The sequence below is a fragment of the Pseudomonas sp. SDO5522_S412 genome, assembly GCF_054071215.1.
Genome location: NZ_JBSVWQ010000064.1, coordinates 1 through 13,657, shown reverse-complemented (window position 1 = coordinate 13,657; position 13,657 = coordinate 1). Strand labels below are relative to the sequence as shown.

The 13,657-nt window shown below is 60.7% G+C and carries 11 protein-coding genes; 5 read left to right on the top strand and 6 right to left on the bottom strand.

Annotation, left to right across the window (positions count from 1 at the left end; all coding sequences use genetic code 11):
• The first annotated feature begins 13 nt into the window (after positions 1-13).
• The 5 genes from ACW9I6_RS15675 (at position 14) to ACW9I6_RS15655 (ending at position 3,937) form a co-directional block, all read left to right on the top strand.
• Entirely contained in the window at positions 14-1,009 is a 996-nt protein-coding gene (locus ACW9I6_RS15675) for a zinc transporter ZntB (protein ID WP_457339517.1), read from the top strand.
• Between the two features lie 86 nt (positions 1,010-1,095).
• On the top strand, positions 1,096-1,341 hold the full coding sequence (locus ACW9I6_RS15670) for a hypothetical protein (protein WP_003215011.1): 246 nt from the start codon (positions 1,096-1,098) through the stop codon (positions 1,339-1,341).
• Between the two features lie 2 nt (positions 1,342-1,343).
• Complete coding sequence (locus tag ACW9I6_RS15665) at positions 1,344-2,168, top strand: mechanosensitive ion channel family protein (RefSeq protein ID WP_008432650.1); 825 nt, start codon at positions 1,344-1,346, stop codon at positions 2,166-2,168.
• 87 nt (positions 2,169-2,255) lie between these two features.
• Positions 2,256-2,846: an RNA polymerase sigma factor SigX gene (gene sigX, locus ACW9I6_RS15660; RefSeq protein WP_003215014.1), complete on the top strand. Its 591-nt coding sequence runs from the start codon at positions 2,256-2,258 to the stop codon at positions 2,844-2,846.
• 107 nt (positions 2,847-2,953) lie between these two features.
• Positions 2,954-3,937, top strand: coding sequence for an OmpA family protein (locus ACW9I6_RS15655; protein ID WP_003215016.1), 984 nt, complete (start codon positions 2,954-2,956; stop codon positions 3,935-3,937).
• Positions 3,938-3,997: 60 nt separating this feature from the next.
• Here the strand turns inward: ACW9I6_RS15655 and cobA are convergent, their stop codons facing one another.
• The 6 genes from cobA to ACW9I6_RS15625 all read right to left on the bottom strand — a co-directional run bounded on the left by cobA (position 3,998) and on the right by ACW9I6_RS15625 (position 13,340).
• Positions 3,998-4,741: a uroporphyrinogen-III C-methyltransferase gene (gene cobA, locus ACW9I6_RS15650; protein ID WP_003215019.1), complete on the bottom strand. Its 744-nt coding sequence runs from the start codon at positions 4,739-4,741 to the stop codon at positions 3,998-4,000.
• A 9-nt stretch (positions 4,742-4,750) separates the two neighbouring features.
• Positions 4,751-7,459: a nitrate reductase gene (locus tag ACW9I6_RS15645; protein WP_457339516.1), complete on the bottom strand. Its 2,709-nt coding sequence runs from the start codon at positions 7,457-7,459 to the stop codon at positions 4,751-4,753.
• Positions 7,459-7,776, bottom strand: coding sequence for a nitrite reductase small subunit NirD (gene nirD / locus ACW9I6_RS15640; protein ID WP_003215022.1), 318 nt, complete (start codon positions 7,774-7,776; stop codon positions 7,459-7,461). Before nirD ends, ACW9I6_RS15645 begins: the two co-directional genes overlap by 1 nt.
• On the bottom strand, positions 7,773-10,226 hold the full coding sequence (gene nirB, locus ACW9I6_RS15635) for a nitrite reductase large subunit NirB (RefSeq protein ID WP_003215025.1): 2,454 nt from the start codon (positions 10,224-10,226) through the stop codon (positions 7,773-7,775). The genes nirD and nirB overlap by 4 nt, the downstream gene beginning before the upstream one ends.
• A 232-nt stretch (positions 10,227-10,458) precedes the next feature.
• Positions 10,459-12,129 (bottom strand): protein kinase domain-containing protein, encoded by a 1,671-nt coding sequence (locus ACW9I6_RS15630; protein ID WP_457339515.1) that lies wholly within the window; start codon positions 12,127-12,129, stop codon positions 10,459-10,461.
• Positions 12,129-13,340 carry a nitrate/nitrite transporter gene (locus ACW9I6_RS15625; RefSeq protein WP_003215029.1) on the bottom strand — a complete coding sequence of 404 codons (1,212 nt, stop codon included), beginning with the start codon at positions 13,338-13,340 and terminating at the stop codon, positions 12,129-12,131. Before ACW9I6_RS15625 ends, ACW9I6_RS15630 begins: the two co-directional genes overlap by 1 nt.
• Between the last annotated feature and the right edge of the window lie 317 nt (positions 13,341-13,657).

Genomic DNA, 13,657 nt, shown 5'->3' with positions numbered 1-13,657 from the left:
GACAGGGGTGAGGATGTTCGAGGAAGAAAACGCGCAGTGGGGCCTGGTGCATGCCCTGGTGCTGGACGGTAAAGGTGGTGCGCGTTCGATTGCCCGGATAGAGCTTGATGAGCTGCAACTGCAGCCTCAGGAAAGCCTGTGGCTGCATTGGGACCGTAGCCATCCCCAGACCCAGACCTGGTTGCGCAAATCCAGCGGCCTCAGCGAATTCGCCTGTGACCTGCTGCTGGAGGAGAACACTCGCCCACGCCTGTTGCCGCTGCCGGATGCCGAACTGCTGCTGTTTTTGCGCGGGGTCAACCTCAATCCCGGCGCCGAACCGGAAGACATGGTCTCGGTGCGGATCTTTGCCTCGGCAGCGCGGGTGATTTCCCTGCGTTTGCGCCCATTGCGCGCCACCGACGAGTTGCTGGTGCAACTGGCGGACGGCAAGGGGCCGAAGACTTCCTCGGAACTGGTCCTGTATATGGCGCAGTACCTGACCAACAAGGTTCAGGATCTGGTCAGCGACTTGTCCGAAATCGTCGATATCGAAGAAGAAAAACTGGATGCCGACGAACGGTATACTCCGGAGCATGGCAGCGTTTTGCAGATCCGTCGGCGCGCCGCCGGGCTTAAACGTTTCCTGTCGCCGCAGCGGGATATTTTCGCGCAGTTGACCCGGATCAAATTGCCCTGGTTCTGTGACGACGATGCTGACTACTGGAACGAATTGAACAACAGCCTGACCCGCTACCTGGAAGAGCTTGAGCTGGCCCGGGAGCGCGTGGGGCTTGTGCTGGAGACCGAAGACCGGCGTTTGAGCCTGCGCATGAACCGCACCATGTACCGCTTCGGGATCATCACCGGGATCTTCCTGCCGATGAGTTTCCTGACCGGTTTGCTGGGCATCAATGTAGGCGGAATTCCGTTCTCTTCCAGCCCTTACGGGTTCCTGATTGCCTGCCTGATGATGGTCACAGTGGCGGTCGGGCAATGGTGGTTGTTTCGACGGTTACGTTGGGTTTGAGCTGAATGTGACCTGAACGTGGAAAGAGGTCATGTGACCCGAAGAATTTTACCCTCGTCTTTTAAATCACTTGCGAGAGGTTTTTTATGCACGATCCGTTCGAACAGTCTTTGCGTGACATGCTCAATGCCTCGCCGTCCAACCGGGACGACGATGCTTGCCTGGGTCGCGTCTTGAAAACCGCCAACCGCCAGGTCGGGGCGGGGGATCTGTTCGGTCTGCTTGGCCGCTGGTTGCCGGCGTTGATGATGGCCTTGAACAATGGTTCGGCCCATGTCTCACCGGTTTCCCGTCGTAAACCTCTTGCTCGCACTGCTGATAAGGCTGAATGAATATGGAACTCGATCTCTGGACCCAGAGTCTGGTAACTGCAATGACTGCGTTGTGGACCAAGGTGGCGAATTTCATTCCCAACCTGTTTGGTGCACTGGTGGTGGTACTGCTGGGTTTTGTCGTGGCCAAGCTGCTTGACACCCTGCTTTCCAAATTGCTGGCTAAGCTGGGTCTTGATCGATTGATGGGTGGCACCGGCCTGACCAAGATTTTGGGGCGTGCCGGGTTGCAAGTGCCGATCTCGACACTGATCGGCAAGATCGTTTATTGGTTTGTTTTGCTGATTTTTCTGGTTTCTGCGGCTGAATCCCTTGGACTTGAGCGAGTTTCAGCTACGCTCGACATGCTGGCGCTGTATTTGCCGAAAGTATTCGGTGGCGCGCTGGTGTTGCTGGTAGGGGTTTTGCTGGCGCAACTGGCCAATGGCCTGGTGCGTGGGGCGGCTGAAGGCGTGGGTCTGGATTATGCCAGCGGCCTGGGGCGAATTGCCCAGGGTCTGGTGATTATCATCAGTATTTCGGTCGCGATCAGCCAGCTGGAGGTCAAGACTGACCTGCTGAACCATGTGATTGTGATTGTTTTGATTACCGTTGGTCTGGCCGTTGCGCTGGCCATGGGACTGGGAAGCCGGGAAATTGCCGGGCAGATTCTTGCGGGAATCTATGTGCGTGAGCTATATCAGGTTGGGCAACAAGTGCGTGTGGGCGAGGTCGAAGGGCAGATCGAGGAGATCGGCACGGTCAAGACGACAGTGCTGACGGACGATGGCGAACTGGTGTCGCTTTCGAACCGGATCCTGCTGGAACAGCATGTGACTAGCCGCTAACCCGGCGAATCCTGCTAATGTACGCCGCCGCAAACCTGGGTATCCAGGCCATGGCGGACATTGACCTGACTGTCGGCACGACTTGTTTTGAATAAAGCCCAAACGCTGTCCACGCGCTATGACCCCCGTGAGCTCTCTGATGAGGAGTTGGTCGCGCGCTCGCACACGGAGCTGTTTCACGTAACACGCGCGTACGAAGAATTGATGCGCAGGTATCAACGCACTCTGTTCAACGTTTGTTCAAGGTATTTAGGGAACGATAGAGATGCGGATGATGTCTGTCAGGAAGTGATGCTCAAGGTGCTATACGGCCTGAAGAACTTCGAGGGAAAATCGAAGTTCAAGACATGGCTCTATAGCATCACGTACAACGAGTGCATCACGCAGTATCGGAAGGAACGGCGAAAGCGTCGCTTGATGGATGCTTTGAGTCTGGACCCCCTTGAGGAAGCGTCTGAGGAAAAGGCGCCTACCCCGGAAGAAAAGGGCGGACTCGATCGCTGGTTGGTGCATGTGAATCCGATTGACCGGGAAATTCTGGTGCTACGATTTGTCGCAGAGCTGGAGTTTCAGGAGATCGCTGACATCATGCATATGGGTTTGAGTGCTACAAAAATGCGTTACAAACGCGCTCTTGATAAATTACGTGAGAAATTTGCGGGCAGCACTGAAACTTAGTGCGTGGCAAATATCTCTTACGTGTAGGCAAGTTCTGTTAGACTTGTCGCCGAGTTGTCCCCCGGTATGTGGGACTGCTTTACAATCACCAGATGGGGATTTAACGGATGAAACTGAAAAACACCTTGGGCTTGGCCATTGGTACTCTTATTGCTGCCACTTCTGTCGGCGCTCTGGCACAAGGCCAAGGCGCAGTTGAAGGCCAGCTGTTTTACAAAAAGCAGTTCAACGATAGCGTCAAACATATCGAAGACGGCTTCAATCCTGGCGCCAGCATCGGTTACTTCCTGACCGACGACGTGTCGATCAACCTGAACTACGACACTACCAACCACACCCGTTCGAACGACGGTACTGGCAACCAGAAGATCAAAGGTGATACCGGCAGCGTTACTGCCCAGTACCACTTCGGTCAAGCTGGCGTCGACTCCCTGCGTCCATACGTAGAGGGCGGTTTCGGCCACCAGAGCCGTACCAACGTTGAAGCTGATGGTCACAAAGGTCGCGATCAATCGACCCTGGCTATCGCTGGCGCTGGTGTGAAGTACTACTTCACCGACAACCTGTTCGCACGTGCTGGTGTTGAAGCTGACTACGCTATCGACAACGGCAAGTGGGACTACTCCGCACTGGTTGGCCTGGGCGTAAACTTCGGCGGCAACGCTGGCAAAACTGCTCCAGCTCCTACCCCAGCACCAGCTCCAGAGCCAACCCCAGAGCCAGAAGCTCCGGTTGCTCAGGTTGTTCGTGTTGAGCTGGACGTGAAGTTCGACTTCGACAAGTCGGTTGTTAAGCCTAACAGCTACGGCGACGTGAAAAACCTCGCTGACTTCATGAAACAGTACCCACAAACCACCACCGTTGTTGAAGGTCACACTGACTCCGTCGGTCCTGACGCTTACAACCAGAAGCTGTCCCAGCGTCGTGCTGACGCTGTTAAGCAAGTCCTGGTCAAAGACGGTATTGCTCCTAACCGTGTAAGCTCGGTTGGTTATGGCAAATCCCGCCCAGTTGCTGACAACGCAACTGAAGCTGGCCGTGCTATCAACCGTCGCGTAGAAGCCTCGGTAGAAGCACAAGCAGCTCAGTAATTACTGAGTTGTAGAAAAAAGCCCGGCTTAGGCCGGGCTTTTTTTCGCCTGTAATTTGCCTCAGGCCGTGGCGCTGGCCAGGGCCGCAAGCGCCTGCGTCGCTTGAGCAACCCGGCCAATCACCAGGATAGCCGGGCTCTTGAGCGCGAATTCGTGCGCATCATCCTGCATCCGGGCGAGGCTGCTGCGGCATTCGCGCTGTTGTGGCAGTGAAGCGTTTTCAATCATCGCCACCGGCATGTCATCGCTCATGCCACCTTCCAGCAATTGCCGGCGGATTTCCCCCAGTTTCGCCACCCCCATATAGATCACCAGCGTCGTGCCGCCCTCTGCCAGGGCCCGCCAATTGAGGCTGCTGTCGTCCTGGGTATGGGCCGTGACCAACGTGACGCCACGGCTGACACCGCGCAACGTCAGCGAAATATCGCAGTTCGTTGCCCCGGCCAGCCCTGCCGTAATGCCGTTGACCAACTCCACTTCCACCCCTTGCTGCCTGAGCCACGCCGCCTCTTCGCCGCCGCGACCAAAAATGCACGGGTCGCCGCCCTTGAGCCGCACCACGCACTTACCCTGCCGGGCATAACGCAACATCAGGCGATGGATAAACGCCTGTGGGGTGGAACGGCAGCCACCGCGTTTGCCCACGGTGATCAGCCGTGCAGCGGGGCAATGCTCCAGCAGCGCCGGGTTGACCAGATCATCGATCAGCACCACATCGGCTTCCCGCAGGGCTCTCACCGCCTTGAGTGTCAGCAGTTCCGGATCGCCGGGGCCTGCGCCCACCAGCCAGACTTTTGCGCTCATATGCTTGCCTCACACTCTGATCGCGATTGGCTGCTTGCCGCTCGCCAATAACCGTTTGATTTCCGGCACACAGGAGCCGCATTGCGTGCCGCAACCCAGTTCCTGCTTCAGCCCGTTCAGGTCCAGGCCCCGGGCAATGCCGGCGCAGACCGCGCTTTCGCTGACGTTCTTGCAGTTGCACAGCGTCTTGTTGCTGCTCGAGCCGCCCCCCGGTGGCGCACTCAATGGTGCCAACAACCAGCGGCGTAACTGCTCATCGGTGCGACCTTCCAGCCACAGGCTTTGCAGCCAGTGGCGAGCCAGGGTTTCGCCAGCCAGGCGGATCGCGGTGATACGGCCTTTTTCAATCTTTACCCGCTTGCCAATGGAGCGCCGCGGGTCGTCGTACGCCATCACGGGGCCGTCGTTGAGGCCCAGCAGTTGGTCGATCTGCTTGAGCAGTTCAAGGGCGGGCGCCTCGTGATGCGCCGCACGAATCAGCAGGGCAGGCCGCTCGCGTCCGGTCAGGCTCAGGCTGACGTAGGCAAAGCCGTCACACAGCGGTCGCAACGCTTCGAAGTGTTGCTGCACATCGCCTTCAATCAGCGCAAACAAGTGCCAGGGCAGTCGCACCGCCTCCAGGCGCACGCCGCTGTGCTTGAGTTCCGGCTGTTTGGACAGCGGGTCGAATGCCGGCTGGGTCAGCGCATTTACGCCGCCTTTAAGAAAACGGTCGCCCCAGTGCATCGGCAGGAAAGCCTGGCCGGGACGCACGCTGTCATCGCTGCCGACGGCCACAATCACGCTGCCGCGCCGGCTTTTCAGGCTGACCAGATCCCCTTCCTTCAAGCGATGGCGACGCAGTTCGTCCGGGTGCAGGCTGAGCACTGCTTCACTGACATGGCCGAACAGCTGCGCAGCGGTGCCGGTGCGGCTCATGCCATGCCATTGGTCCCGCAGGCGGCCGGTGATCAGGGTGAGTGGGAAGCGCGCGTCACGCTGCTCCTTGGCGGCGCGATAAGGGTCGGCGACAAAGTGCGCCCGGCCAGTCTCCGTAGGGAAAAATCCGTCGGTGTACAGCCTTGGTGTTCCGCCCACCGCATCGGCCGGGAATGGCCATTGCTGCGGGCCTATCCGGTCCAGCAGCGCGTGGCTGATACCCGACAGGTCCAGGTCCCGCCCACGGGTCAGCAGCTTGTATTCATCAAAGATCTGTGCCGGTTGCTCAAAGGCAAAAAGCCCCGGTTTTCCGGGACAAAGACGCTGCTCCAGGCGTCGGGCAAAATCCACGGTGATTGCCCAGTCCGGCCGCGCTTCCCCGGGTGGGGCGATGGCTCGGCGAACGTGGGAAATGCGCCGCTCAGAGTTGGTCACTGTGCCTTCCTTCTCGCCCCAGCTCGCGGCTGGCAGCAACAGGTCGGCGTAACGCGCCGTCTCGGTTGTACGAAAGGCTTCCTGTAGCACCACGAACGGACACGCTTCCAGGGCCTGGCGCACGGTGTTCTGGTCGGGCAGGGATTGGGCGGGGTTGGTGCACGCGATCCACAGGGCCTTGATCTTGCCGGCCTGCATCTGTGCAAACAATTCGATGGCGGTCAGCCCGGTGCTGGCCGGCAGTTGGTCGACCCCCCAATAGGCGGCTACTTCTGCCCGATGTTCGGGGTTGGCAGCCTCACGATGGCCAGGCAGTAAATTCGACAAACTGCCGGTTTCCCGCCCACCCATGGCATTCGGCTGACCCGTCAGGGAGAAAGGTCCGCAGCCAGGGCGGCCGATGGTGCCGGTCGCCAAATGCAGGTTAATCAAGGCGCTGTTCTTCGCGCTGCCGGCGGTGGACTGATTGAGCCCCATGCACCACAACGACAGAAAACTCGCCGAGGTGCCGACCCACTCCGCACACAGACGCAGTTGCTCGACACTGATCCCGCACAACTGCGTGACCATTTGCGGTGTGTAGTCGTGAACTAGGCGTTTGAGTTCGACCAGGCCGTCGGTATGGGCCTGGATAAAGTCGCGGTCGATCCAGTCTTCCCACAACAACAAGTGCAGGATCCCATGGAACAATGCGACATCCGTACCCGGCAAAATCGCCAGATGCAGGTCCGCCAAGTCGCAGGTGTCGGTGCGCCGGGGATCAATTACCAGCACTTTCATCTGTGGCCGGCGGGCCTTGGCTTCCTCCAGGCGTCGGAACAACACCGGATGCGCGTAGGCCATATTGCTGCCGACGATCATCACGCAGTCGCTCGACTCCAGGTCCTCGTAGCTGCACGGTGGCGCGTCGGCCCCCAGGCTGCGCTTGTAGCCGACCACCGCCGAAGACATGCACAGCCGCGAGTTGCTGTCGATATTGTTGGTGCCCACCAGCGCTCGCGCGAGTTTGTTGAAGCTGTAGTAATCCTCGGTCAGCAACTGCCCGGATATATAGAACGCCACGCTGTCCGGCCCGTGTTCAGCGATGGTTTCGGCAAACACGTTCGCCGCGTGCTCCAGGGCGGTATCCCAGTCGGTGCGGCTGCGGGCCAGGCCTTTGCCCAGCCGCAGTTCCGGGTACAACGCGCGGGCCGCGAGGTCTCCGGTGAGGTGCAGGCTGGAGCCCTTGCTGCACAATTTTCCGAAGTTGGCCGGATGACTCGGATCGCCACTGACGCCGAGGATCTGCGAGCCATCATGCTCGATCAGTACGCCGCAACCGACCCCGCAGTAGCAGCAGGTGGACGCGGTGGTCTGGCGGTTCATCAACCGGCGTCCCGCAGCGCCAACATCACCCGGCCGTTTTCCACACGGGCCGGGTGGTGATGGGCGCAGCCGACGTCCGGTGCCTGGGCCTCCCCGGACTCCAGGTCGATCTGCCAGTTGTGCAGCGGGCAGGCCACGCGCTTGCCGTAGATCAAGCCTTGGGACAGCGGGCCACCCTTGTGCGGGCAGCGGTCGTCGAGGGCGAAAACCTCGTCGTCACTGGTACGAAAAATCGCGATGTCGCCTTTTGGCCCGCTGATGATGCGCGAGCCCAGGGCGTTGATTTCTTCGAGGGCGCATATATCCAGCCAGTTCATGCCGGCACCTCCAGCAGTTTGACGGGGATGGTGTCGAATTCCTTTTTCAGCAGCGGCTGTTCCAGGCGTTCTTTCCACGGGTCCTGCTCGAACGACAGGGAGAATTGCAGGCGTTCATTCAACGCCTGGCGCCGCGCCGGGTCTTCCAGTACAGCCTTCTTGATGTGCTCCATGCCGACCCGTTGCAGGTAGTGCACGGTGCGCTCCAGGTAGAAGGCTTCTTCCCGGTAGAGCTGTAGGAAAGCGCCGTTGTATTCGCGCACTTCTTCGGCGGTTTTCAGCTTGACGAAGAACTCGGCGACCTCGGTCTTGATCCCGCCGTTACCGCCGATGTACATCTCCCAGCCGGAATCGACGCCGATGATTCCCACGTCCTTGATCCCCGCTTCCGAGCAGTTGCGCGGGCAGCCGGACACTGCCAGCTTGACCTTGTGGGGCGACCACATATTGAACAGGTCATGTTCCAGCTCAATCCCCAGTTGCGTCGAGTTCTGCGTACCAAAGCGGCAGAACTCGCTGCCGACGCAGGTCTTCACGGTGCGGATGGATTTGCCGTAGGCATGGCCGGATGGCATATCGAGGTCTTTCCACACGCCGGGCAAGTCCTGCTTCTTGATGCCCAGCAAATCGATGCGCTGCCCGCCGGTAACCTTGACCATCGGCACGTTGTACTTGTCGGCCACATCAGCGATGCGCCGCAGTTCCGACGGATTGGTCACACCACCCCACATCCTTGGGACTACCGAGTAGGTGCCGTCTTTCTGAATATTGGCGTGGGCGCGTTCGTTGATCAGGCGCGATTGCGGATCGTCTTTTGCCTCGCCGGGCCAAGTGGAGATCAGGTAGTAGTTGAGTGCCGGGCGGCAGGTGGCACAGCCGTTCGGGGTGCGCCAGTTCAGGTAGCTCATGGTGCCGGCGATGGTCAGCAGGTGCTGGTCGCGGATGGCCTGGCGGATTTGCCCGTGGTTGAGGTCGCTGCAGCCGCAGATGGCTTTTTCGCTTTTCGGTTTGACGTCCGCCGCGCCGCCCACGGTGTTGATCAGGATCTGTTCCACCAGCCCGGCGCAGGAACCGCAGGAACTGGCAGCCTTGGTGTGCTTCTTCACGTCGTCGACGCTGAACAGACCGTGTTCCTGAATCGCCTTGACGATGGTGCCCTTGCACACGCCGTTGCAGCCGCAGACTTCGGCGGTGTCGGCCATGCTCATGGCTTTGTCCTGGCCTTGGTGGCCTACATCGCCCAAAGCGTTTTCACCGAACATCAGGTGATCGCGGATCTCGCCAATGGCATGGTTCTCACGGATCTGCCGGAAATACCAGCCGCCGTCAGCCGTATCGCCGTACAGGCAGGCGCCGACGAGGATGTCGTCCTTGATCACCAGCTTCTTGTAGACGCCGCCAATCGGGTCGGAAAGGGTGATGGTTTCGGTGCCTTCGCCACCCATGAAATCCCCGGCGGAGAACAGGTCGATGCCCGTGACTTTCAATTTGGTGGAGGTCACCGAACCCTGGTAACGCGCGAAACCCAGCTGGGCGAGGTGGTTGGCGCAGACCTTGGCCTGTTCGAACAGCGGCGCCACCAGGCCATAGGCGATCCCGCGATGGCTGGCGCATTCGCCGATGGCATAGATGCGCGGGTCGTAGGTTTGCAGGGTGTCGTTGACCAGAATCCCACGGTTGCACGGGATGCCGGATTTTTCCGCGAGTTCGGTGTTGGGGCGGATGCCCGCAGCCATCACCACCAGGTCGGCGGGGATCACATCGCCATTCTTGAATTGCACCGAGCCGACGCGGCCGTTGCCGGCGTCATGCAGCGCCTCGGTCTGCTCCTTCAAGCGAAACACCAGGCCACGGCTTTCCAGTTCGGTTTGCAGCAACTGGCCGCTGGTCTTGTCCAGTTGCCGTTCCAGCAGCCATTCGCCGATATGCACCACGGTCACGTGCATGCCACGCAGCATCAGGCCGTTGGCGGCCTCCAGGCCCAGCAGGCCGCCGCCGATGACGACCGCGTGCTTGTGGGTCTTGGCGGTGTCGATCATGGCCTGGGTGTCGGCGATGTCGCGGTAGCCGATCACACCCTGCAACGTATTGCCCGGGATCGGCAGGATAAACGGCGTGGAGCCGGTGGCGATCAGCAGGCGATCGTACTCGGCCTCGCTGCCGTCTTCGGCGATGACTTTGCGTTTGACCCGGTCGATCTGCACCACTTTGCGGTTAAGCAACAGCTTGATGTTGTTATCGAGGTACCAGCTCAAGTCATTGAGCACGATCTCTTCGAAGGTCTGCTCACCGGCCAGCACCGGCGACAGCAAAATGCGGTTGTAATTGGTGTGGGGCTCGGCGCCGAAAACGGTGATGTCGTACAGGTCGCTGCTCAGCTTGAGCAATTCTTCAAGGGTGCGAACCCCGGCCATGCCGTTGCCGATCATCACCAGTTTGAGTTTCTTCATGTCGTTCTCCGCAGTGGCTCGACAAATCGTGCGCAACAAAAAAAGGCGTCCCCGCTACGTAAGTAGCGAGGACGCCTTTGTCCTGGTCCCGTTCTCTCGGGAAGCCCGACCTTCGACGTTGAAGGTGCGGCTATATGTGTGTTGATGGGAAAGCTAATGCAGCGGTTGTGCCAAGTAGGATTTTGGCCGGTTTTGCTAAGTGAGGCGGTGATGTATCAAGAAATTTCGCCTCTTAGTGGTGCAACAGCCAGTACAACAGCACCAGATTGATCAGCAACGACAGCACGGCCAACGTTTGCCAGACCTTCAGCGGTTCGCGCTCCAGCAGCGGTTTTGGTCGCGTGCTCAACTCGCGGCGATCCGCCTGCTCCAGTACCAGCAACCATTCCTCGGCAGTTTCATAACGTTGCTCGGGTTGCGCGGCGACTGCGCGCTCCAGGCTCTGTTGCAGCCAGTCGGGCAGGTCGGGGCGGTAGCGGCTGGCGCCGACAAGCGTAGTGAACCTGGGACGCTGGAAAGCTTCGATTTCGCCGTAGGGGTAATGCCCGGTGAGCAGGTAATACAAGGTCACACCGACGCTATACAAGTCCTGTTGCGGGGTAGGGCGTTCGCCGTTGAAGGCTTCCGGGGCGATAAAGCTTGGCGTGCCAGGCAACAGGTGCGCGCGATCCTCCGAGAGCCCGGGGCAGTAGGCCAGGCCGAAGTCCAGCACACGTAATTCGCCATCCTCGCCCAGCAGCAGGTTTTCCGGCTTGATGTCGCGGTGCAGGATCTGCCGGCGGTGCAGCAGCCCGACGGCACGCAACAGGCGCTCGGCCAGGGTTTGCCACTGCGCCAGGGGCAATGGGCCCTGGTGCTTGAACAGTTCGGCCAGGGTTTGGCCGGAGTATTCACGCATCGCGTAGTACAAATGCTGACGGCCACTGGCTGGATGGACTTCAGGAAACGCGCGGCCGGCGACCCGGCGCAGGAACCATTCCTCTGACAGCAATGCCTGGGCGGCGAACACGTCATCGTCGTGGCTGAGCGGCAAGGTCTTCAGCAGCCACGCCTGTTGATGGGCATCGCGCACCCGATAGAGCAAGGATTGGCGGCTTTGCCCCAACAGCGACTCTACGTGCCAGCCTTCGAAGCGCTGGCCGGGTTTCAGGGGGGGCGGCAGGGGCCATTGCTGCAACTGCACCAGCGCATCGCCGAGGGTGGCGGCACCAAGCTGGTCGACGCGGACCAGCAGGGCGCTGGCGTTGTCCTGGCTACCAGCCAGGTGCGCGGCGCTGACCAGGGTGTTTACCGCGAGGTCCAGGTCCGACTGTTCCCGCAGGATTGCGCTGATGTTGTTGTCATCCAGGGTCGCCCACACGCCGTCGCTGAGCAGCAGGAAATACTCGCCTGCCCGCAACTCGCCGTCGAGGAAATCCAGCACCAGATGCTGATCCAGGCCCATGGCGCGCTTGAGCACGTGCTGCATGCCCGGTTGCTCCCACACATGCTCCTGGCTCAGGCGCTGCAACTGGCCATCGAGCCAGCGGTACACCCGGCAATCACCCACATGGGCCAGGGTGAAACGCTGGCCGCGAAACACCAGGGCGCTGAGGGTGGTCAGCAACGGCTGACCGCCGCCGTTGGCTTGCAGCCAGCGATTCTGGGCCACCAGCAAGCGCTCCAGGGCCTGGGCCACGCCCCAGGTTTGCGGCGTGGCGTAATAGTCCAGGGCCAGCGCTTGCAAGGTCGAGCGTGCAGCCAGTCCGCCATCGGCGCATTGGCTGACGCCATCGGCGATGGCACACAAGTAGCCTTTGCTGGCGGCCAGCTCCGGGGCGGGAGTGACCAGGCGCAAGGCGTCCTGGTTTTCCTGCCGTGGGCCGGTGGCGCTGGCTTGGGCGAAGCTCAGTTGCAGGCTCATCAGACCCGTGCAGCCGTCACCGCAGCCGAGCCCCAGGTGGTTCTCCAGCGACGCTTGACGCCGTACAGGCCGAACCAGGCCAGCACGCCCAGGCTGGCGAACAACCACAGCGCCAACTGATAGCTGCCGGTGCTTTGCTTGATCGCGCCCATGCCCGCCGCCAGGGCGAAACCGCCGATGCCGCCGGCCATACCGATCAGGCCGGTCATCACACCAATCTCGCGGTGAAAACGTTGGGGCACCAGTTGGAAGACTGCACCGTTACCGGCACCCAAACCGAGCATGGTGCACACAAAAAGCGCCAGTGCTGCGTAGGAGCTTGGCAGGTTGAACCCCACCGCCGCGATGCAGATCGCTGCCACGCCGTACATGCCGAGCAGGGTGCGAATCCCGCCGAAACGGTCGGCCAGGGCGCCGCCCAAAGGCCGCATCAGGCTGCCGCCGAATACGCAGGCGGCGGTGTAGTAGCCGGCGGTGACCGGGCTCAGGCCGTATTGGTCGTTGAAATAGCCGGGCAGGGCGCTGGCCAGGCCGATGAAACCACCGAAGGTCACACTGTAGAAGAACATGAACCACCAACTGTCGCGGTCGCCCAGGGCTTTGAAGTAGTCGGCCATGGACTTGGCCTTGGGTCGTTGCGGGGCGTTGCGGGCGAGCCAGGCGAAGACGATCAGCGTCAGGATCAGCGGGATCAGTGCGAAGCCGAACACATTGCTCCAGCCAAACGCGGCGGCGAGCACCGGTGCCAGCAGGGCCGCAAACACCGTCCCGGAGTTGCCGGCGCCGGCGATGCCCATGGCCTTGCCCTGGTGCTCGGCGGGGTACCACTGGGACGCCAGGGGCAGGGCGACGGCGAACGAGGCTCCCGCCATGCCGAGGAACATGCCCAGCAGCAGGGCTTGCTCGTAGCTGTGGATTCCGAGTTTCCAGGCGACGAACAAGGCGCCGATGACAATCACCTGGCCGATCAGGCCGGCGGTCTTGGGGGAGAGTTTGTCGGCGAGCATGCCCATCAGGAACCGCAGCACTGCGCCGGCCAGGATGGGGGTGGCGACCACCAGGCCGCGTTGTTGGGTGGTGAGGTGCAGGTCGGCGGCGATTTGTACCGCCAATGGGCCCAACAGGTACCAGACCATGAAGCTCAGGTCGAAATACAGGAACGCGGCGAACAGGGTCGGGGTGTGACCGGATTTCCAGAAGCTTGATTTCATCACGCACCTCAGCGGTAAGGGGTCTTATGAGAAGGCCTGGTGATGGAACGGCTGTGGCCGCCCCATCGGCCCCGGGCTATGGGGCCAAAACGAAAAAACGCCGCCACCGGGTTCGCTGGGGCAAACCGGGTGTGCGACGTCTTTGTCGTGGAGGGGGCAACCGCCGTTGGCTACCTGTGGGGATTCTTTAGCAAGAGGTGGGCCAACAGGGGGTGGGGGCGTTGTGGTGTGGTGTACATATCCGTTGCTGCGGTAACGGCGGCTTAGGGTTCCGCTCTTACAGCGGGTCACTTTTGGCAAACGCCCCAAAAGTAACC

Bases quoted from the DNA above. Each gene is read 5' to 3' on its own strand.
- ACW9I6_RS15675 (WP_457339517.1), top strand. From the start codon at position 14: ATGTTCGAGGAAGAAAACGCGCAGTGGGGCCTGGTGCATGCCCTGGTG.
- ACW9I6_RS15670 (WP_003215011.1), top strand. From the start codon at position 1,096: ATGCACGATCCGTTCGAACAGTCTTTGCGTGACATGCTCAATGCCTCG.
- ACW9I6_RS15665 (WP_008432650.1), top strand. From the start codon at position 1,344: ATGGAACTCGATCTCTGGACCCAGAGTCTGGTAACTGCAATGACTGCG.
- ACW9I6_RS15655 (WP_003215016.1), top strand. From the start codon at position 2,954: ATGAAACTGAAAAACACCTTGGGCTTGGCCATTGGTACTCTTATTGCT.
- cobA (WP_003215019.1), bottom strand. From the start codon at position 4,741: ATGAGCGCAAAAGTCTGGCTGGTGGGCGCAGGCCCCGGCGATCCGGAA.
- ACW9I6_RS15645 (WP_457339516.1), bottom strand. From the start codon at position 7,459: ATGAACCGCCAGACCACCGCGTCCACCTGCTGCTACTGCGGGGTCGGT.
- nirD (WP_003215022.1), bottom strand. From the start codon at position 7,776: ATGAACTGGCTGGATATATGCGCCCTCGAAGAAATCAACGCCCTGGGC.
- nirB (WP_003215025.1), bottom strand. From the start codon at position 10,226: ATGAAGAAACTCAAACTGGTGATGATCGGCAACGGCATGGCCGGGGTT.
- ACW9I6_RS15630 (WP_457339515.1), bottom strand. From the start codon at position 12,129: ATGAGCCTGCAACTGAGCTTCGCCCAAGCCAGCGCCACCGGCCCACGG.
- ACW9I6_RS15625 (WP_003215029.1), bottom strand. From the start codon at position 13,340: ATGAAATCAAGCTTCTGGAAATCCGGTCACACCCCGACCCTGTTCGCC.